The organism is Shewanella sp. SM32 (genome assembly GCF_025654235.1).
GTDB lineage: Bacteria > Pseudomonadota > Gammaproteobacteria > Enterobacterales > Shewanellaceae > Shewanella > Shewanella oncorhynchi.
Genome location: NZ_JAKKRO010000026.1, coordinates 14,778 through 34,997, shown reverse-complemented (window position 1 = coordinate 34,997; position 20,220 = coordinate 14,778). Strand labels below are relative to the sequence as shown.

The window sequence follows — 20,220 nt, the reverse complement described above, 5'->3', positions numbered from 1 at the left end:
TTTTTTAGGAGAAGTAGTCGATGCAAATGAACAAGAAACATCAAGGTTTTACCTTACTCGAAGTGATGGTTGTTATCGTGATTTTAGGGATTTTAGCCTCTATGGTTGTGCCTAACTTGATGGGTAACAAAGATAAGGCTGACCAACAAAAAGCCGTGTCTGACATAGTTGCACTCGAAAATGCCTTAGATATGTATAAGTTAGATAACGGTGTTTATCCATCGACCGAACAAGGCTTAGAAGCATTAGTGCAAAAGCCTACGATTTCGCCTGAGCCACGTAACTACCGTGAAGATGGTTATGTAAAACGTTTGCCAGAAGATCCATGGCGCAATAACTACCTGTTGTTAAGCCCTGGCGAAAACGGCAAGTTAGATATTTTCAGTGCAGGCCCCGATGGTCAACCAGGTACCGAAGATGACATCGGTAACTGGAATTTACAGAATTTCCAATAAGATGCTAAAGCTGCGTCACGCTGGTTTCACCTTAATGGAGGTGATGCTAGTGATTTTGTTGATGGGGCTCACGGCTGCGGCTGTGACTATGTCTATCGGCAATTCTGGGCCGCAACAGGCCTTAGATAGAACGGCGCGGCAGTTTATTGCGGCCACTGAAATGGTGCTTGATGAAACCGTTTTAAGTGGCCAGTTTATTGGTATTGTGATTGAGAAAACCAGTTATCAGTTTGTTTTTTATAAAGAAGGTAAGTGGGAGCCTTTGGATAAAGACAGACTCTTATCTGAAAAGCAAATGGAGCCAGGGGTTGTACTGAACTTAGTGCTCGATGGTTTACCTTTGGTACAAGAGGATGAGAAAGACGATTCTTGGTTTGAAGAACCGCTGATTGAACCCTCTGCCGATGATAAGAAGAAACACCCTGAGCCACAGGTCATGCTATTCCCGAGCGGTGAAATGAGCGCTTTTGAGCTGACGTTTATCGCTAAAACTAACAAAGGCCAGCAGGCCGAAACGTTAGTGGTCGGTGATGCGCTGGGCAGATTAACCATAGGGCGCCCCGATGAAACGCGTTAAGGGCATGACCCTACTCGAAGTGATTGTGGCCCTTGCCGTATTTTCGATTGCGGCCGTGTCTATCACTAAAAGTTTGGGCGAGCAGATGGCAAACATGCCGATTCTGGAATCGCGCACTTTGGCACAATGGGTGGCTGATAATCAGATGGTCGATGCCAGACTTGATCCACAGTTTCCTGAAATCGGTAAAAAAGAAGGTCAAGTTGAGCTCGCAGGAAAAGATTGGTATTGGCGTAAAGAAGTGGTGAAAACGACGGACGATAATTTTCGTATGATCCGCATAAGTGTGAGTGAAGACGAACGCTATCAGCGTATTGCCGCACAAGTGAGCAGTTATGTCCTTAAAACTAACTAGTGCGCAGCGGGGATTCACCCTGCTGGAAATGCTGATCGCCATTGCGATTTTTGCCATGATAGGTTTGGCTTCTAATGCGGTACTTAGCACAGTGCTGACTAACGATGAAGTGACGCGCGCGTTTTCAACTCGGCTTAAAGCTCTACAACAAGGCTTTGGTGCGATTGAGCGTGATCTCGCGCAAATGGTGGCGCGCACGCCAAGATTACTCGAAGGTGGTCGAGGTTCGACCGTCTTCCAAACGGGCAATGATATCTTAGATTCAGAATCAGAAGCCTTAGTGTTTTACCGTTTAGGCTGGTTAAATCCCGACGGTTTATTACCGCGAGGCAGCTTACAGTCGGTGGCGTATGTGGTGCATGAAGGGCGGCTGGAACGTTGGTATTTTCCTTATCCTGAGCCTGAATTTGGCGCCGAGCCGATTAAGACAGTGATTATCGACAAAGTGCTGTCGGTGGAATATTCCTTCTTTATGGAAGACAAGTGGGAGCGCAAAGTCGAGGCGACTAAGTTGCCTAAAGCGATCGCCATGGAGATTGAGATTGAAGGTTTAGGCAAGATCCAACGTAAGTTCTTGTTGCCGCTGGGTGCTGTTGCACCAGAAAAGTCTAAGGATGACGATAATAAAGACGAAAATCCTGACGATACGAACAAAGATAAAGACAAAGATGGTGATGGAGTCGATGATGGCTCGGGGAACGATCCTGGTGATGGTGACCCTGAAGATGAGGGCCGCGAATGAGAACCCAATCTCGGTCTAAACAGCGCGGTGTCGCACTGATAGTTGTGCTCTTGATTGTGGCCATGGTGGTGATCATCGCAACAAATATCACAGGCCGTAATCAGTTATCCATGCGTCGAACGTTGAACTTGGCCCAGTACGATCAAGCCTATTGGTACGCGATTTCTGCCGAAGAACTGGCGAAGAAGATTTTAAAACAAGATTTAGACGACTCGGAAGGTCGAGTCCACAGGCAACAATATTGGGCCATGGCCGATGTTGTGTTTCCGGCGGAATACGGTGAAATTGCTGGCAAGATCACTGATATGCGCGCCTGTTTTAACTTAAATGCCTTGTCTGTGACCACGAAAGAGGTGGAAAACAGTCAACCTAAGCTGCCGCTGGCGGCGAAGCAATATAAGGCCTTGTTGGTGAGTTTAGGGATGGACGACTTTAGTGCGGACCGTCTGACCCAGACCTTAAAAGATTATATCGACGAAGACACCACTGCTAGCCCTTATGGTGCCGAAGATGCGGAATACGAAGCGCGAAATGTGCCTTACCGTGCGGCCAATACGCTGATGAATCATCGCAGTGAATTACGGGCAGTGATGGGATACACCCAAGATATCTATTTGAAACTCTTGCCCTATGTATGCGTTATCCCTGGCAATGACAGGCAATTACTGAATGTGAATACCTTGGAAGTCGAGCAAGCGGCACTGTTAGCTGGCATGCTCGAAAATCAGATTTCGGTAGGCGAAGCAGAAAGTATCATCAACCAACGCCCCGGTGATGGCTTTGCCAAGATAGATGATTTTTATGAAAGCTCATCCATGGGATCGATCAAGTGGGAAGGTGCCATGAAGTCGAGCTTTGTCATCGATAGCCAATATTTTTTATTGGCCTCGGGGGCGAAGGTTGATAACGCCGTATTTAGAATGGAAAGTGTGCTCAAAAAGAGCGGCGGCAATAAAATGGAAGTGCTCACCCGTCAGTTTGGTGGACAAAAATAATGGCAGTGCTCACCCGTCAGTGTTTGATGTTGGTGGACAAAAATAATGGCAGTGCTCACCCGGCAGGGTTTGATGTTGGTGGCCAAAAATAATGGAAGTGCTCACCCGGCAGAATCTGGTGGACAAAAATAATAGCAACGAGCTCAGTCACGCTTTCTTGACTGGGACTGGTGGAGAAAAACTGTGAGTGAACGGCTATTTATTCGCTTAGGCAGAACAGCAGAGCAAGCGTGCTCTTGGCTCGTTTGGTCGGAGCAAGAACAGGAAATTATCGCCTCTGGCGAGCTCGCCAATGCTCAAGGTTTGTCGACCTTAACCGAGCGTGCGGGCAATCGTCCCGTCGATGTGTTAGTGCCCGCAGCGGCAATGACACTCACTAGTGTGCATTTGCCCGAAAAAGGCCAACGCCAAGCCTTGAAAGCCTTACCTTTTATGCTCGAAGAAGCCTTAGCCGATGATGTCGATGCTATGCATTTTACTGTTGGTCCACGTGACGGTGACGCCTTAAGTGTGGTCGCAGTGGCACATGAGCAAATGCAGACTTGGCTGAGTTGTTTGACCGAAGCGGGTTTAAAAGTGAAGCGCATTGTGCCTGATTGTTTAGCCTTGCCATTGCAAGAGTGCCAATGGGCGGCAATGAATTTTGGCAATGAGCTATTGCTGCGTACCGGATTAGCTTCGGGCCAGAGCTTACCTCTGCCTTGGTTGCCAATTGCGTTAGAACAACTTAAGCCTGCACAGGGCGAAGTCTCTGTCGCCAGTTATACCGAGATGCAACTTGAGGGTGTCGAGCTTAAGCCGCAATCACTTGAGCTACCTATGTTAGTGTTAGCCCGCGGTATTTTGCATGCACCAGTGAACTTACTGAGCGGCGTTTACACGCCGAAGCGTGAATACAGCAAACAGTTGATGATGTGGAAAAGTGCGGCCATCGTTATTGCCATCGCTTGTGTGCTGGCCTTAGTGAATAAAGGGCTGACTATACATCAAGTCAATGGTCAGATTGCCGATCTTAAAGCCCAGAGTGAATCCATTTATCAGCAAGTGATCCCGGGAAATTCGCGCATTGTTAACCTACGTTCGCAGATGGAAAGTCAGTTACGTGCATTGCAGGGACAGGGTAGTGGTGCCGAGTTTTTTGCTATGCTCGATGGTTTACAGGATGCCTTTAAGCAAGTGCCTGAACTTAAACCTAATAGCTTAAGATTCGAAAGCGCTCGTAACGAGATCCGCATGCAAGTGAGTGCGAAAAATTACGCGCAGATCGAGAAGTTTAAAGAGATTGTCGGTCGTCGTTTTCAACTCGATGGCGGCACTATGAATAGCGGTGAAGAGCAAGTCACCAGTACCTTAACCTTGAGGAGCAAATAAGATGGATAATTTGCGGACTTGGTGGCAAGGGCTCGCATCGCGCGAGCAGCAGTTAGTAGGCTTTTGCTCGGTATTTTTAGTCATTGGTATTTTTTATTGGGGTGTTTGGACGCCGATTGCCAATGCTGAAGCCGATGCATTACGTAACCTCAATGCACAACAACAGACGTTGAACTATGTAAAACAAACGGCGAATAAAATAGCGAGTCTTAAGCAGAACGGTGCTAAGCCAACTACGTCGGGCAGTTTAAGCTCAGTAGTTAACCAAACTGCGGGCAATTATGGGTTAGTGATTACTCGCATGCAGCCCCAAGGCGATAAGATCCAAGTGTGGATGGACGATGTTCCTTTTGATGCCTTGTTAGGTTATTTGAGTGAGTTAGTACAGAAGAAAGGACTTTCACTCGAAAGTGTTGATTTGGCTGAGGCCGATGTACCTGGCTATGTCAAAGTGAGACGTATCCAATTAGCGCAATAAATTAAGGTGTAGCTGTGAGTTTGATAAAAAAAGTCATCATAGGCGTACTGATTTATTTAATATTTTTAGTCGTTCTATTCCCCGCTAAGATTGCGATAGCGTTAGCCCCATTGCCCGCAAATATCAGTGTTTCGGGTGTGAGTGGCAGTATTTGGTCTGGCAGCATAGAAACCTTAAGTATGCCGCAGCGTCAGGTAGAGCAAGTGCGTTGGGATCTGAGTCCTTGGGCGCTATTTTTAGGTAAAGTGAAAGTTGATTTTCAAGTGGGCAGCCGCGCAACACCTGTCAGTGCTAAGGGATTAATTTCTTGGTCTATGGGAGGCTTAAGTGCGCAGGGGCTACGTTTCGAAGCGCCGGATAGTTTTTTACTCGGCAATGCAAAACTGCCCTTTAGAACCGAAATTACCGGTGAAGTCAGTTTGTTGGTTGAGACGCTAGAGCAAGGTAAGCCTTGGTGTGAACAGTTGTCTGGTAAGCTGTTTTTGAATCAAACCAATGTTAAGAATCAGTTTGGTAACTATCCTCTAGGTAATATTGAACTCGGACTGAGTTGTGTCGAAGGCAAAGCGCAATTGGCCACAGATGAAACCAAGAACCAGCTTGGTATTGTTGGTACCTTACAGTTAGATGAAGGCAATATGGTGAAGGTTGAGGCTAAGATTAAAGAAACGGCAGAGCAACCGGAAGATATGCGTGAGTCGCTGAATATTTTAGGTAAGCGTGGTGCGGATGGTTATTTCCCTGTGGTATATCAGGGGCGGATCCCTGGGTTATAGCGCTGTTTTAGATGAGCACTTAAACTTAATGTGAGTGCTCAGATGTGAAGGCCGTAATGCGAGAGTTGCGATTAAATGTCCGATCATAAAACAATGCGATGAATAGAAACGAAGGCACCTTAGGTGCCTTTTTTATAGCCTTTTTATCGCGTTAGATCAGTCAGTAGTGAGTGATAGTCGGTAATCGCGGGGAAATCTTGAAAGACTTTGACTGGTTTTTTACTGTCTGGGTTAGCAATCCCCAATTGATGGCCCACGCCAGCAAGTTTAGCGGCCTTGAGTATGGCTTCGCTGTCGTCGATAAAGAGACAGCGACTTGGCTCAAGTTGAAACTTTTCAAACAAGGTGAGCCAGAATTGTGGGTGTTCCTTAGGGTAACCCGTCTCGTGGCTGGAGATCATGGCATCGAGCCCCGCGGCCAGCTCGGTATGTTCAAGCTTTAGGGCAAGACTCTTAGGATGCGCATTGGTCACTAGGATGCGCCGTTTACCTGCAGAGGCTAAGGCCGCTAAAAATGGCATGCTGTCTTGGCGCAGTTGAATACGATCCACTAAAGTGCGGTGCAAGCCCATAATGTCGAGCTGCAGTTGCTCCTGCCAATAATCGAGACAGTACCAATCGAGCGTGCCTACGACTTTCTCATAGGCGTTCACAACTAATTGCTGCGCTTCGTTGTGGCTCACACCTTGTTGTCGACTCAATTCCTGCGGTACTAAATTCAGCCAAAAATGATTGTCGAAGTGCAAATCCAATAGGGTGCCATCCATATCGAGCAGAACCGTATCGATAGTCTTCCAGTTAAACATGGGTATTTCCTATTTTTGCAAAACTGAATCACGCTTAGCATTGATTGTTGCACTGCGTAATACTCAGTGATGACGATGATTCGAGTCACTTGTATGCTTAAATCTTTGTGCTAGTCTTGGATGATTAATTATTTTTAATCTGAAAATTAAGCGGTTGGATATGGATATCTGTTCTTTTGCCCTATTAGCTCAAGTTTCAAACTCCCTTAGTTTACAGCAAGAGTTGAATGCTTTACTGCAACAAGACTGGTTACCCCATGTAAATCAGCGTGATTATATGGGTGGTTGGGATGTTCTCGTCTTACGCTGTGCTGCAGAGTATCGCGGTGCTCATCCTATCTTGCAAGCCTTCTCAATTTCTACTGGTCAGCACTGGCAAGATTTGCCTCAACTCGAATCGAGCCCTGCGTTATGCCATTTTCTGCAATCCTTAGCCTGCCCAGTGAAATCCGTGCGTTTGATGCGCTTACATGCGGGGGCAGAAATCAAACCCCATAGAGATCAAGGACTCTGCCTAGAACAAGGCGAGGCAAGACTGCATTTGCCACTGCAAACGAATGAGCAACTCAACTTTTACGTGGACGATAAACGTGTACCCATGCAGGCCGGAGAGCTTTGGTATATCAATGCCGACCAAGTCCATTGGGTTGAAAATAAAGGGCAGGATGCGCGGATCAATTTAGTGATTGATTGCGAGGTCAATACTTGGTTAAGGGAGTTAATCGATGCTGCAAAGATCAGATCTTGAATTAGGGCATAGTTTGGATGTAGCTGTATTAACTCAGTTTGCTAATGCGCTACTGCTGTCGACCTCAGCAGGGGAGTCTAAACGGCTCATCGATCCCATGCTGAAGCAGTTGTGCCAAATAGCGGCAGTGGAGTTACACCCCGAGTCTTTTTTGGATACTGAGGCGAGCCATACACCTTTTGGTAAGGCGGTGTCACTCACTACCGCGGCGCAGTGTGCCGAAGATCCCGAGCGGGGCCGAGTCTTCATACAAGGGATTTATCAAGCAATACAAGATCGTCTAAAGGCTCATCCCGGGCAGATTGTGAACATCCTATATGCGGGGACTGGACCTTTTGCTTGGTTATTAATACCTCTGCTGCCGTTATTTTCTGCGAGTCAAATTCAAGTGACTTTGCTCGACATTCATCAAGCCTCGTTAGATAAAGTCACCAAGCTTATTGAACACTTTGATTTGGCTGATCGTGTGGTGGAAAGTGTCTGTGCGGATGCCACGCTTTGGCAGCCAAATACAGTCGTTAAGTTTGATGTGATTCTTTCCGAAACCATGAAGCACTTGTTGCAACAGGAGCCGCAAGTGCAAATTTTTACCCATTTACAGGCGTATCTTGCCGATGATGGTGTGCTCATCCCGCAAAATATTGAGTTAGACGCTTGGCTTGAGTGTCGTACTGTGCAGGATTTTGTGGAGACGCATTATTTAGGACCGTTATTCGCGCTCAACCTACAAACAGCACGCTTGCTTGCCAGTGGAGACCGCAGTTTCTTGGCTGGTACATTACTATTGCCCGATTTCAGCCCGAGTGTGGTAACGCTTAAGTTCACGACTTCCATTCAAGTCTATGGTAATTCCATGCTGAGCGAATACCAATCTCAACTCACTCTGCCTCGATATCGACGTGAACATTGGCTTAAGCCGCTCTCATGCCTTGCTTTTCGATATGAGCAGGGTACTCATCCCGATTTTGTGTTTGATGTTATAGAGCAAAAACCAGTGCTGGTGTCGAGTGACGATCTGAGCTGCTTAGGCATTTATCATTTGCAGCGGCTTTGGCAAAAGATACAACTACGCAAACGGGGAGTGCCATTCACTGAACTGGCTAATGAATGGCACTTAGATAAAACCTTGCTGGATCTTTGTGGAATAGGGCTAGAGCCGGGTCTAAGAGCTTTATATCAAAACGATCATCAGTCAGCTTTTGTTGCTTACATTCAGCAAATCGCCAAGCTGACAGCCGCGGATATTGCTGGGATTAATCAGCAATTAGGCGCTATTTCCCATGGATTAACGCCATCGGTCACAGTACCAGAAGTCGAAGACTTCAATTCAGCAGAGGTTGAAGACTCAAATCCGGTGGCAGTACTCAGTGAGTCACAACTCAATTTTTGGCAAAGTGAAGGCTACTTAATGATCCCGCAAGTACTCACGGCAGAGCAATGCGCCGCAACACGAGATTTTATTTGGCAGCAGTTAGGAGCCAATGAACAAGATCCCACCACTTGGTATCAACCTCATGAGTTTATGCAGAAAATCATGCTGCAACTGTTTCGCCATCCGCAACTGGATGCGAATCGACAAGTCCCCAAAATCCGTCAAGTGTTTGAACAGTTGTGGCAGCGAACTGATTTAGTCATGACAACCGATAGAGTCAGCTTTAATCCACCTGAAACGCCAACTTGGCATTTCCCCGGTCCGGATATGCACTGGGATATGCCGCTACAGCTACCCGTTAAGTTTGCGACTCAAGGGTTAATTTATTTAACCGATACCAGTGCCGAACAAGGCGCATTCTGTTGTGTCCCCGGATTTCATCTCAAGATAGAGGAGTGGCTTCTCGAACAGAACAAGTCTGATATTGAGCTTCAGCAACAGGATTGGCATCGCTGGCAAGTAAAACCTATAGCGGCTAAAGCAGGCGATTTAATCATTTGGCACCATGCCTTGCCCCACGGCGCCAGTCCTAATCGTGGGACGTTACCGCGTATGGTGCAATACATTAACTTTTACCCTATGGCTTCCTAATGGTTGATTTTAAAGAACAACAGCAACGCTATTGGCAATTGTTACATCAACCAGAGTCATTGTTTTTACTGCATCAAGCGAATGATGTTGAGCATTTTATTGCGCTGATGATGGATTTTCTTGCTTGGCCAGAGCTTAATTTGGAACACATGCTCGCATTTATTGCTTTGCAGCAAGATAGCTTTATTCCAGATTTAGATCGCTTCAGTCAAGCCTGGTTCCCTTGTCGTTATCACTCACAACATAAAACGGTGAGTTGGGTTCCGGCATTTCATAGGTTATCTAAACCCTTCTTAGAGGACGATATCAGTGATGCTCGTCGTTGTTTGCTCGCCAGTTTTATCCAACCTAAAACCTTGCTCGAACCCCTATTATCCCAACGCGAAAGTTTGCCTATCGTAAATCCAAGTTTGATGATTTTTCACTGGTCCCGTTGTGGTTCGACACTAGTGTCGAGCAGCTTTGCTCTGCTAGAAACTTGCCGAGTGCTCTCTGAATCTATGCTATGCAGCGATGTTATGCATGACGACCATTGGTCTTTGGAACTAAAACCTCAGCTCGTCGATTTATGCTTAAGACTACAGGGGCGATTGAGGCTGGTAGAGCGTGAGTTAGTGATCAAGTGGAATGCATGGGATCTGGCCTGCTGGCCCATGTTGCTCGAACTTTACCCTAAGAGCCGAGTGTTATGCTTGATACGCAATCCTAAGGATATTATTGCGTCTCATCAAAGAGTTGCTGGGAGACATATGGCTGGAGTGCAAAGTTTACTTCCAACTGAACTGCATATTCAACAGATGAAAAATACGGATACTGAGCCTAGCTTAGATGAATTTCGTACCACCGTTTTACAGTATTTAGCGCAATTATCTGTCGCTTTACATCAATCTTCTCAAGCTATTCTACTGGATTATCGTCAATTAAAAGATTTTAAACCCACAACATTCTCTACCATCTTAGGATGGCCATTATCTGAAGGTGAGATTGAGCGCTGGCAACACCATTGGTGTTTTGATGCGAAACAGCAGGGGCAACTATTTACACCTGTTGTGTCAAATGAGCTCGTCCCACTCCTTGAATTTCAAAGCCCATCGTGGCAGCAATTATTAATGATCTATAACCAACTTTTACAGCGTTTATATTGGGATAAAAAGGCATGATGCTAGGTGAGTTAAATCTACCAATAGGCTTGAGTGTTAAAGCCGCTAATACAAACGATAGCTTATTTATGGCGCAGCTTTTTTATTCCACAAAAACGTTCTTTTATGAACTTGGTTTGCCCTGTGAAGTCGTTGAAACCATGCTGGAGCAACAATATCGACTGCAGGAGGCCTCTTATCGGGAACAATATCCAAATGCCAACACTTATATCTTGTTTTATCACCAGCAAGCCGTAGGGAAAGTGATGCTCGATATCAGTGAGTATAAAATCCATATTATTGATTTAATTATTATACCTGACATGAGAGGACAAGGTTTTGGCTCGGTCATTTTAGAGGCCATTAAGCAAGAAGCGCTGAAACGCCATTTACCTGTCGGTTTATCAGTGGAGGCGGAAAATACGCGAGCGAAGAAGCTTTACCTACAGCATGGATTCAAGTTTGAAAGTTGTTCTGAGACCCACGAGTTGATGCGATGGGATGGACTGACGTGAAAGCATTTACCTTGATTTTTTTGGGGCCAGATTGTGTTTATCAATTTTTAATGTATGTTTAATTGTAATTAACTTGTTTTATTTTTGGTTTATGTTATCTAGATAGTCCTTTCATCTTGTGATATGGATGATGTTGAAATCAGCTAAAGGAACTCGCTGTCGATTAAATGTCGTGAGTATTTAAATTGTTGAAAAACGTTAAACAGACAAAATCGTGATTTTAAGGAGAAAAACAATGTCAGATCCATTTATCGGTCAAATTTCTATGTTCGCTGGTAATTTCGCTCCCCGTGGTTGGGCCTTTTGCAATGGGCAATTACTGTCCATTTCGCAAAATTCTGCGCTTTTTGCAATTCTGGGCACTACCTATGGTGGTGATGGTCAAGCGACTTTTGGGTTACCGGATCTACGTGGCCGTGTGCCGACAGGGCAAGGGCAAGGGCCTGGTCTTCCTGCGGTTGTTCTGGGAGAAGTTGCAGGTACTCCCTCTACTACGCTCACCATCAACCAGTTGCCGACTCACAACCACTCGGCAGTTTTCCAGGGAAGTGCCAGCCAGGTTGGTGCCCCGACGATTGATGTGGGCACATCATCCGCAAACGCATTAGCTAATCCCACCAATGGTTCAACCACTTATCTAACTGCCGTAACCGCCGCCACCAACCTTGGTGATACTGTTGATTTCCATGGGCTATTTACCAGCACTGCGCCGGCAAGTGGTGCTACAGGTAGCTTGGGTGGAGTTCATGGCGGTGGTACTGTAACGCCAGCAGGTACGGTTACTGTGGGCGCAACAGGTAACGGTCTTCCCTTTTCAATCGCTCAGCCTTATTTGGGTGTTAGCTTCATTATTGCGGTTGAGGGGATATTCCCATCGCGTAATTAAGTAAAAGTATGAGTTAAAAGCATCTGTGTAAATGTTCTTTAGAGTGTTTGCACAGGCGCTTGTGCAATTTGTTAAAGCAAACGGTTAAAGAGTGCGGAAGGTAAGTTCCTGGATCGATAAGTGAGCTGCTTAATGCGATTCGGAAATTTTTGTAATGTAAATATCGTTAATGAATTTTAAGGAAATACCATGTTGCGTACCAACCTCGATAAGACCAAACCATTTGCCAACACCTCCCACAATAAATGGCATAAATTATTTTGGCTTGCCATCGTGATGATGTTACTAACGCCGCGAGCTGCTTTCGCGACGCTGGTAAATAACGGTGTTGACGGCACTATCGGTTGGGATGCAATCATAAGCAACGGAATTATTGCAGGTGCAATCACTGGTCAGACTCCTGGTGGTCTGATCTCCGTAACTAACCATTTAAGTAGTGGCTTTGACATCTACGCGAAGAACAACTCTGACCCCAGTTCACAGAACTTTACCATGCGCAACCAGACGATAGGGATGACAGGTGCTACCAGCGCTCCTTTTGTGCGCATAGGGGCGGTTAACGGTTATACGCCAGAGTGGCTCGAATTACGTGCCAATCAAGGAATATTTGATCTCACGACAATTAAGGTAGCTAGTGGAGATCGTATTACTGCGACAAGCTATAACTTTACTCTCCAGGCGCTTGATAGCTCGTTTTCTCCGGCGGGGGCTGCAGTTACTTTAAATAGTGTTCCGTTTAACAACTATGGAACTTTCAGTGTATCCGGTAATACAGATTTTGACGGCATATACGGTGTTCGAATTACGGTCAATACTGGTTTGCAGATTGCCGTAGATGACATAGAAATTACCAGCCCACGCATGCCTGATACTACACCGCCCACGGTAACTTCCGTCACCTCCAGTACTTCAGATGGCACCTATAAAGTGGGTGATCCAATCAGCATCCAGGTGAATTTCAGTGAAAACGTGATTGTGGCCAGCGGCACTCCGCAATTAACCCTGGAAACAGGTACTACCGACAGAATGATCAACTATACCGGCGGCACCAACAGCAGCACCCTGACGTTTACCTATACCGTACAGGCGGGTGATGTCACTGCTGATTTGGATTACACCACGACCACTGCCCTGGCTTTGAATGGCAGTACTATTCGCGATGCAGCAGGCAACAATGCCATCCTCACACTTGCTAGCCCCGGTGCTGCAAATTCACTGGGTAATAATAAAGCGCTGGTTATTGATGGCGTGGTGCCCACAGTGACATCAGTAAATTCCAGTACAGCTAATGGAACCTATAACACGGGGAATTCGATTGATGTGCAGGTCAACTTCAGTGAAGCCGTAACCGTGACCGGCACTCCACAACTAACATTGGAGACGGGTGCAACCGACCGGACAATCAACTATGCGAGCGGTAGTGGCACCTCTACGCTGACATTTAACTATACCGTTCAGGCTGGGGATATTTCCGGTGACCTTGATTATGTAGCTACCAGTTCGCTGGCATTGGGCGGGGGAACTATCAGGGACGCTGCGGGTAATGACGCGACCTTGACCCTGGCTTCACCGGGTGCAGCCAATTCATTAGGTAACAATAAAGCCTTGGTTATTGATGGTGTTGCACCTTCGGTATCCAGCATTGTGGTAAGCGGGAGTCCAACGGCGGCCGCTACCAGTGTGAATTTCACTGTGACCTTTAATGAATCGGTGACCGGTGTTTCAACCGACGACTTTGCGTTAGGAATTACTGGAACAGCCAATGGCACCATTGCCAGTGTTTCCGGGTCTGGTTCCAGTTTCACGGTTACGGTGAGTGGTATTGTTGGCAACGGTACTATCAAAGTAAACCTCAATGCATCAACCAATATTGCCGATGCGGCAGGTAATGCTGGTCCTGTGGCTTATACCAGTGGGACAACCCACACAGTTGCGATTCCAACAGTATCTGATGCTCCAACGATTGGTACCGCGACAGCGGGAGACGGGCAGGTTTCTATAGCCTTTACGGCCCCTGTAAATAATGGTGGCTCTGCAATCACAGGTTATACCGTGACCTCTAACCCGGGAAATATCACTGCCGGTGGCAATGGTTTTACAACATCACCGATTGTCGTGACTGGCTTAACTAACGGTACTGCCTATACCTTTACAGTGAAAGCAACAAATGGGGTCGGTGACAGCGTTGTCTCTGTTGCCTCCAACTCGGCTACACCCAAAGGTAATCAAACCATTACTTTTCCTAACCCCAGTGCACAAAACTTTGGTACTGCACCTGACTTGAGTTCAACGGCCAGTGCAACATCCGCACTTGCAGTGAGCTTTACCTCATCCACAACTGGTGTTTGTACTATTACTAGCGGCGGCACCTTGACGTTTGTGACTGCCGGTAGTTGTACTATTGATGCGGTTCAGGCTGGTAATACGGCGTGGAATGCAGCCACTACAGTAACCCAGACTTTTACTGTGAATGCGATAGTTCCTGATGCACCAACCATCGGCACTGCCACTGTAGGTGATACTGAAGCAACGGTGACATTTACTGCACCAGCCAGTACGGGTGGGGCTGCGATTATTGCCAGCGGTTACACCGTCACCGCTAATCCAGGTGGTGCAACCGGTACGGGTTCCAGTTCGCCGATTACTGTGACTGGGTTGACTAACGGAGTGGCCTATACTTTTACGGTAACCGCGACCAACTCAGCAGGGACGGGTGCAGCATCGGCAGCTTCCAACTCGATCATTCCGGCATCACCACAGACGATTACCTTTGCTAATCCAGGAACACGGAACTTTGGTACTTCGCCAACGCTGACCGCAAGCTCATCGGCAGGTGGTGGTTATGTTGTCACTTTCACCTCATCTACCACCAGTGTTTGTACTATTACCAGTGGCGGTGTGTTGACCTTTATAACGACAGGAACCTGTACGGTCAATGCGGATCAGGCGGGCGATTTGTCTTTCCTGGCTGCACCGCAGGTGAGCCAGTCTTTCAGCGTTAGCCCCGTAGTTCCCGGTGCACCAACCATAGGGACTGCAATCGCCGGTGATACCCAGGCCAGTGTTGCCTTTGTTGCCCCAGTGAATATTGGTGGCTCGGCGATTACTGGTTATACAGTGACGGTAAACCCGGCGGATGTCGTTCCTGTACACGGTGGTTCATCTCCGATTGTGGTGACCGGTTTAACCAATGGCCAAGCGTACACCTTTACTGTAACTGCCGATAATGTGGCGGGTACTGGCTCTGCATCGGTTGCATCCAATCAGATAACACCTGCAGCAATCCAGACCATCACTTTTGCTGCCCCAAGTGCACAGAACTTTGGCACTACGCCAACATTAACGGCTACAGCTGATTCAGGCTTAACACCTGTCTTTACTTCATCCACTACGGGCGTTTGTACTATTACCTCCGGTGGTGCGCTGACCTTTGTTACGGCAGGTAGCTGTACTATTAATGCAGATCAAGCAGGTAATAGTAGCTATTTACCTGCTACACAGGTGAGCAGAACCTTTGCGGTAAATGCTGTCGTGGCTGGAGCGCCAACCATAGGAGCCGCAATCGCTGGGGATAGCCAAGCGGTTGTTAGCTTCACTGCACCGATATTTAATGGCGGTTCATCAATTACGGCTTATACAGTGACATCTAGCCCCGGTGGTTTTACGGGTTCGGGAGCAGGATCTCCAATTACAGTTACAGGGCTTTCAAATGGTACGGCCTATACATTTAGTGTTACTGCGGCGAATACTGTGGGAAGTGGTAATGCTTCAAGTGCGAGTAACTCTGTGACGCCAAATGGTGCACCGACTATTAGTGGTTCGCCGATATTAATAGTTAATCAGGATGCTTCGTACCAGTTTACGCCAACAGCGTCTGACTCTGTGGGAGATACACTTAGCTTTAGTATTAGTAATAAACCTACGTGGGCAACGTTTAATACCGCGACAGGCATGTTGTCTGGTATTCCATTAAATCAAGATGTTGGTGTGACTAACGGAATTGTTATCAGCGTTTCTGATGGCACTTTATCCGCGAGTCTACCAGCGTTTAATTTAACTGTGACGAACGTCAACGATGCACCGACGATTAGTTCTATGGCTATGACTGCAGCGACCCAAGATGCAGCGTATAGCTACATCTTTACGGCTGCGGATGCTGATGTGGGCGATGTACTTACGTTAAGCGCGATAACTAAGCCTAGCTGGCTAAGCTTCAACGTCGCGACTGGTGTATTAAGCGGCACGCCTACTAATGCTGATGTGGGTTCTCACCCTGTGACGCTGAGGGTGACAGACACTGATGGCTTAACGGCTGACCAATCCTTCATGGTTATTGTGACCAACGTCAACGATGCACCTGTGATTAGCTCTCCAGCCATCACTACAGCAACTCAAGATATAGCTTACAGTTACACAGTGATAGCTACAGACTTAGATGTGGGTGCTGTGTTAACCCTCAGTGTAGTGACCAAACCGAGCTGGTTGAGTTTCAACTCGGTGACAGGTTTACTCAGTGGTACGCCGAGCAATGCGGATGTAGGTAGTCATGCTGTGTTACTGCGAGTGACGGACGCTGACGGATTAACAGCAGATCAATCGTTTAGTATTACAGTCACTAATAGCAACGACGCACCTACCATCACTTCAACAGCAACTATGGCCGCAGTGCAAGAGGCTGTTTACAGCTATACCTTTGCCGCTACAGATGTCGATGTGGACGACGTACTGACATTTAGTGCGGTGACGATACCAAGCTGGTTGAGCTTCAACGCGGCGACAGGGTTACTCAGTGGCACGCCTGGCAATGCTGATGTGGGCAGTCATGCGGTCACCTTACGAGTGACGGACACGGATGGCTTAACGGCTGAGCAAAGCTTTAGTATCACAGTGACTAACGTTAACGATGCGCCTGTTGCGACGAGTGCAAGTGTGACCTTAGAGGAAGATAGCTCTGTGATGATCACGCTTACTGGGGAGGATGCAGATAGTGATCCTCTTACCTATGAAGTGGTGAGCCAACCTGGGTCGGGCACTTTGGAGCAGCATGGAACTGTGTGGTTATACACACCGGAGAAAGATTTCAACGGTGCAGATCAGATAAGCTTTATTGCTAAGGATGCTGAACTGAGTTCTGAGCCTGCAACTATCACCATTAATGTCACGCCAGTGAATGATGACCCACAAGCTGTCGATGATAATTACACTCTAGCCAGTACCGCGGATGATAAATACACACTAGCTGCGCTAGAGAATGATGTTGATGTGGACGGTGATACTTTGACTATCGATGGCGCGGCAGCAGACATAGGTAGTGTGCAGATTACTGCTGATGGACTCATATTTACTGCCCCTGCAGCTTATGTTGGCCCGGTCGCACTTCGTTATACCATTAGTGATGGTCAGAAAGGGCGCGCAAGTGCAAAAGTCAACTTACTGGTAGAAGGTGGGGAGGCTGACAATTTACCTGTTATTACTGTACCTAGTGATGTTGAGGTTAATGCAACAGGCTTGTTCACTCGGGTGGATCTAGGGTTTGCGAAGGCCGTTGATCGTAATGGTCATCCACTGCCCGTTTCTTTGGTTGATAAGCGTTTATTCTTTGCCCCTGGTAGTTACCTTGCTTACTGGCAAGCCGTAGATCGTGATGGCAACAAAGCGACTAAAGCTCAGAAAGTAAAAGTGCATCCATTAATTTCCTTGAGTAAAGATCAAGTCGTGGGTGAGGGTAATGAGGTTGTTGTTAGTATTCACTTAAACGGTGTAGCGCCTGAGTATCCAATATCAGTTCCTTATACGGTTGCAGGTTCCGCGGACAGCAATGATCATGACTTAGTCGATGCGGTAGTGGAGATTACTTCAGGTACATTGGCCCATATTCACTTTAGAACCATAGAGGATGGGGAAGTTGAGGCTGAAGAAGATGTGTTGATCAGCCTAGATCCAAGTTTGAATTTAGGCAGCAAGAAGCAAACACAAGTGTCGATCACTGAGGCTAACATTGCCCCGAGTGTGACTCTTGAGGTGACTCAAGCGGGTGAACGTCAGTTGATCGTGGCACAAAATGGTGGCGAGGTTCATATTCATGCGCAGATTAGCGATGCCAACATGAACGATACTTTGACATCTGTATGGTCGAGTGGCGCGCTGAACTTGCAGTCCGATGATGCGGGGATGTTCTTCTTGCCGACAGAGGTCTTGCCGGGCATTTATCCTGTGAGCCTGACTGTGACGGATAGCGGCTTACCCGCGCTGTCTACCACGGAGAAAGTTTATATTGTTGTGCGCCCATCTTTGCCACCTCTGACGGGGACTGATACCGACGGTGATTTGATCCCTGATAACCAAGAGGGATTTACCGATACAGACCGCGATGGCATTCCAGATTACTTGGATGCAATCAATGATTGTAACGTGATGCCTGAAGGTGAGTTGCAGCCTGTGTACTTCTTGGCAGAGGGGCAAGCGGGCGTGTGCTTACGCTTAGGTAATATTGCACTGATGCAAGAGCAAAGTGGTATTCAACTATTACCTAATCTGGTTCCTGAAGACAGTATCGCGGCCAATGTGGGGGGGATTTTTGACTTCATTGCTACAGGACTACCGCAACAAGGGCAGAGTTACAGTCTGGTGATACCACAACGTTCGCCAGTTCCTGCCAATGCGGTATATCGTAAGTATCAAGCCCAAAATGGTTGGAAGGATTTTGTGATTGATGCGCGTAATAGTGTCGCCAGTAGTGAAGGTGAGCGTGGTTTCTGCCCTCCTCCTGGAGATAATCGTTGGACTTCTGGACTAACTGAAGGCCATTGGTGTGTGCAGTTAACCATAGAAGATGGTGGGCCAAACGATGATGATGGTGTGGCTAACCGTACTATCGTCGACCCAAGTGGCGTGTCAGTGATACTCAATGGTAACCATTTACCTGTGGCGAACTCAGATACGGCATCTTTACCTTGGAATCAGAGTCTCGATGTCGATGTGCTCGCCAATGATACGGATATCGATGGTGATGCCTTGACGGTAACGCAAGTCACCAGCGAGTTCGGAACTGTAGTTATCTTGGCTAATCAGCAGTTAAGTTACACGCCAGCAACCGATTTCATCGGTACAGATGTGCTGGTGTATAGTATTACCGATGGTAAAGGTGGTACTGCGAGTAGTGAGTTGACTGTGATTGTTAATGGCAATACAGCACCTACGACAGTGAACGATAGTGCTGCCATAGATGACAGAACGAGCTTGTTACTCGATGTGTTGAGTAATGACAGTGATCCCGATGGCAACGTTTTAACCTTAGTCAGCGCAACCGCGCAGCAAGGAACGGTTTCTGTTGAATCTAATAAGCTACGTTATATCCCTAAAACTGGATTTGATGGAGTAGATACTGTGAGTTATCAGATTAGTGATGGATTGGGCGGCGAAGCAACTGGGCAAGCGTTAATCACAGTTAAGGCATACCAAGATGTGGTGATAGATAACAAGTCGGGTGGAGGCAGTATGTCCTTATGGGCATTAGGTTTGATTCTTACAATGGGTTTAATTCGCCGTAAGGAATTACATAAATTAGTCTTGGGCACTGTGTTGCTCGTAGGCTCTGTTAATCAAGCAAATGCGGCTGATAACTGGTATGTCGAGGGATTTGTCGGGCAAGCTCAGGTTGATAGCAGCAGGCGAGATCTACAGCCACAAGCGGGGGCAGGCTTTGTAACATCGGTTGATGATAAAGATACTGCTTTGGGTGTGAGTATCGGTTATCAATGGACTCCCTATGTTGCCATCGAATTAGGCTATGCCGACTTTGGTAATGGGACTGCGAGGATTGAGGGCGCAAGTCTCACCCCTGAGCAATATCATGAGCAGGTCAAAGCCGTGACGCCAGTTCTGGCCGATGGTGTCATGCTGGGATTACGCTTCACTTTACTCCAACATGAAGCTTGGCGGTTCGAAGTACCCATTGGGTTGTTTAGGTGGCAAGCGGATATCAGTAGCACTATGGGCAATAGCCGTTTAACTACAGAGCTTGATGGTACAGATTGGTATGCGGGCGTGCGTTTTAGCTATCAATTTAGTGAGTCATGGTCTGTAGGTTTGGGATATCAATATGTGGATATCGAGCCTAATGATTTCCTCAGTTACCAGCTCAATCTACGATATCAATTTTAAGCGTTAGCATATCAAAAGGGGCATTCGCCCCTTTTTACTATCCAATAAAAACATCATATTTGAGAATATTTTGAAGGTGTTCACTTAAGGCTGGGCTGGGTTTGTGATGCATATCGCAAAGGATTTGTGGCTTACCATTAGGAGCATGTAATAAATTCAGGTTGTAGATTAAAGACAGGATAGTAAGATTG

15 protein-coding genes are annotated in these 20,220 nt (G+C 47.0%); 14 read left to right on the top strand and 1 reads right to left on the bottom strand.

Translation table 11 applies throughout. The features are described 5' to 3' along the window. Positions 1–20: 20 nt before the first annotated feature. The 8 genes from gspG (at position 21) to L5M10_RS12270 (ending at position 5,749) form a co-directional block, all read left to right on the top strand. Positions 21–455 carry a type II secretion system major pseudopilin GspG gene (gene gspG / locus L5M10_RS12305; protein WP_105250996.1) on the top strand — a complete coding sequence of 145 codons (435 nt, stop codon included), beginning with the start codon at positions 21–23 and terminating at the stop codon, positions 453–455. A gap of 1 nt (position 456) precedes the next feature. Further along, complete coding sequence (gene gspH, locus L5M10_RS12300; protein WP_113941577.1) at positions 457–1,032, top strand: type II secretion system minor pseudopilin GspH; 576 nt, start codon at positions 457–459, stop codon at positions 1,030–1,032. Next, positions 1,019–1,387 (top strand): type II secretion system minor pseudopilin GspI, encoded by a 369-nt coding sequence (gene gspI, locus L5M10_RS12295; RefSeq protein WP_105250998.1) that lies wholly within the window; start codon positions 1,019–1,021, stop codon positions 1,385–1,387. The genes gspH and gspI overlap by 14 nt, the downstream gene beginning before the upstream one ends. Next, positions 1,368–2,129 carry a type II secretion system minor pseudopilin GspJ gene (gene gspJ, locus L5M10_RS12290; protein ID WP_263255334.1) on the top strand — a complete coding sequence of 254 codons (762 nt, stop codon included), beginning with the start codon at positions 1,368–1,370 and terminating at the stop codon, positions 2,127–2,129. Before gspI ends, gspJ begins: the two co-directional genes overlap by 20 nt. Continuing rightward, positions 2,126–3,124 (top strand): type II secretion system minor pseudopilin GspK, encoded by a 999-nt coding sequence (gene gspK, locus L5M10_RS12285; protein WP_105251000.1) that lies wholly within the window; start codon positions 2,126–2,128, stop codon positions 3,122–3,124. Before gspJ ends, gspK begins: the two co-directional genes overlap by 4 nt. Before the next feature lie 183 nt (positions 3,125–3,307). After that, the gene (gene gspL, locus L5M10_RS12280) at positions 3,308–4,495 is read left to right on the top strand and encodes a type II secretion system protein GspL (protein WP_131525233.1); all 1,188 of its coding nucleotides are present in this window, start codon (positions 3,308–3,310) and stop codon (positions 4,493–4,495) included. 1 nt (position 4,496) lies between these two features. Continuing rightward, complete coding sequence (locus L5M10_RS12275) at positions 4,497–4,973, top strand: type II secretion system protein M (RefSeq protein ID WP_105251002.1); 477 nt, start codon at positions 4,497–4,499, stop codon at positions 4,971–4,973. A gap of 14 nt (positions 4,974–4,987) precedes the next feature. After that, positions 4,988–5,749 carry a type II secretion system protein N gene (locus L5M10_RS12270; RefSeq protein WP_173497004.1) on the top strand — a complete coding sequence of 254 codons (762 nt, stop codon included), beginning with the start codon at positions 4,988–4,990 and terminating at the stop codon, positions 5,747–5,749. A 143-nt stretch (positions 5,750–5,892) separates the two neighbouring features. Here L5M10_RS12270 and yrfG read toward each other — a convergent pair whose 3' ends face one another. Beyond that, entirely contained in the window at positions 5,893–6,555 is a 663-nt protein-coding gene (gene yrfG, locus L5M10_RS12265) for a GMP/IMP nucleotidase (RefSeq protein WP_263142171.1), read from the bottom strand. Between the two features lie 160 nt (positions 6,556–6,715). Between yrfG and L5M10_RS12260 the strand changes: the two genes are divergently transcribed. The 6 genes from L5M10_RS12260 to L5M10_RS12235 all read left to right on the top strand — a co-directional run bounded on the left by L5M10_RS12260 (position 6,716) and on the right by L5M10_RS12235 (position 20,029). Continuing rightward, positions 6,716–7,303, top strand: a complete 588-nt coding sequence (locus tag L5M10_RS12260; RefSeq protein ID WP_263255330.1) for an aspartyl/asparaginyl beta-hydroxylase domain-containing protein — start codon at positions 6,716–6,718, stop codon at positions 7,301–7,303. Beyond that, positions 7,281–9,326: a phytanoyl-CoA dioxygenase family protein gene (locus L5M10_RS12255; protein WP_263255328.1), complete on the top strand. Its 2,046-nt coding sequence runs from the start codon at positions 7,281–7,283 to the stop codon at positions 9,324–9,326. Before L5M10_RS12260 ends, L5M10_RS12255 begins: the two co-directional genes overlap by 23 nt. Then, the gene (locus L5M10_RS12250; protein ID WP_263255327.1) at positions 9,326–10,486 is read left to right on the top strand and encodes a hypothetical protein; all 1,161 of its coding nucleotides are present in this window, start codon (positions 9,326–9,328) and stop codon (positions 10,484–10,486) included. The genes L5M10_RS12255 and L5M10_RS12250 overlap by 1 nt, the downstream gene beginning before the upstream one ends. Beyond that, positions 10,483–10,980, top strand: coding sequence for a GNAT family N-acetyltransferase (locus L5M10_RS12245; RefSeq protein ID WP_263255326.1), 498 nt, complete (start codon positions 10,483–10,485; stop codon positions 10,978–10,980). The genes L5M10_RS12250 and L5M10_RS12245 overlap by 4 nt, the downstream gene beginning before the upstream one ends. Positions 10,981–11,215: 235 nt before the next feature. Beyond that, positions 11,216–11,866: a phage tail protein gene (locus L5M10_RS12240; RefSeq protein WP_263147043.1), complete on the top strand. Its 651-nt coding sequence runs from the start codon at positions 11,216–11,218 to the stop codon at positions 11,864–11,866. 189 nt (positions 11,867–12,055) lie between these two features. Next, positions 12,056–20,029, top strand: a complete 7,974-nt coding sequence (locus tag L5M10_RS12235; protein ID WP_263255325.1) for an Ig-like domain-containing protein — start codon at positions 12,056–12,058, stop codon at positions 20,027–20,029. Positions 20,030–20,220 lie beyond the last annotated feature (191 nt).

Excerpts from the sequence above, each read along its gene's own strand:
- gspG (WP_105250996.1), top strand. The coding sequence starts at position 21 with ATGCAAATGAACAAGAAACATCAAGGTTTTACCTTACTCGAAGTGATG.
- gspH (WP_113941577.1), top strand. The coding sequence starts at position 457 with ATGCTAAAGCTGCGTCACGCTGGTTTCACCTTAATGGAGGTGATGCTA.
- gspI (WP_105250998.1), top strand. The coding sequence starts at position 1,019 with ATGAAACGCGTTAAGGGCATGACCCTACTCGAAGTGATTGTGGCCCTT.
- gspJ (WP_263255334.1), top strand. The coding sequence starts at position 1,368 with ATGTCCTTAAAACTAACTAGTGCGCAGCGGGGATTCACCCTGCTGGAA.
- gspK (WP_105251000.1), top strand. The coding sequence starts at position 2,126 with ATGAGAACCCAATCTCGGTCTAAACAGCGCGGTGTCGCACTGATAGTT.
- L5M10_RS12275 (WP_105251002.1), top strand. The coding sequence starts at position 4,497 with ATGGATAATTTGCGGACTTGGTGGCAAGGGCTCGCATCGCGCGAGCAG.
- yrfG (WP_263142171.1), bottom strand. The coding sequence starts at position 6,555 with ATGTTTAACTGGAAGACTATCGATACGGTTCTGCTCGATATGGATGGC.
- L5M10_RS12260 (WP_263255330.1), top strand. The coding sequence starts at position 6,716 with ATGGATATCTGTTCTTTTGCCCTATTAGCTCAAGTTTCAAACTCCCTT.
- L5M10_RS12255 (WP_263255328.1), top strand. The coding sequence starts at position 7,281 with ATGCTGCAAAGATCAGATCTTGAATTAGGGCATAGTTTGGATGTAGCT.
- L5M10_RS12250 (WP_263255327.1), top strand. The coding sequence starts at position 9,326 with ATGGTTGATTTTAAAGAACAACAGCAACGCTATTGGCAATTGTTACAT.
- L5M10_RS12245 (WP_263255326.1), top strand. The coding sequence starts at position 10,483 with ATGATGCTAGGTGAGTTAAATCTACCAATAGGCTTGAGTGTTAAAGCC.
- L5M10_RS12240 (WP_263147043.1), top strand. The coding sequence starts at position 11,216 with ATGTCAGATCCATTTATCGGTCAAATTTCTATGTTCGCTGGTAATTTC.
- L5M10_RS12235 (WP_263255325.1), top strand. The coding sequence starts at position 12,056 with ATGTTGCGTACCAACCTCGATAAGACCAAACCATTTGCCAACACCTCC.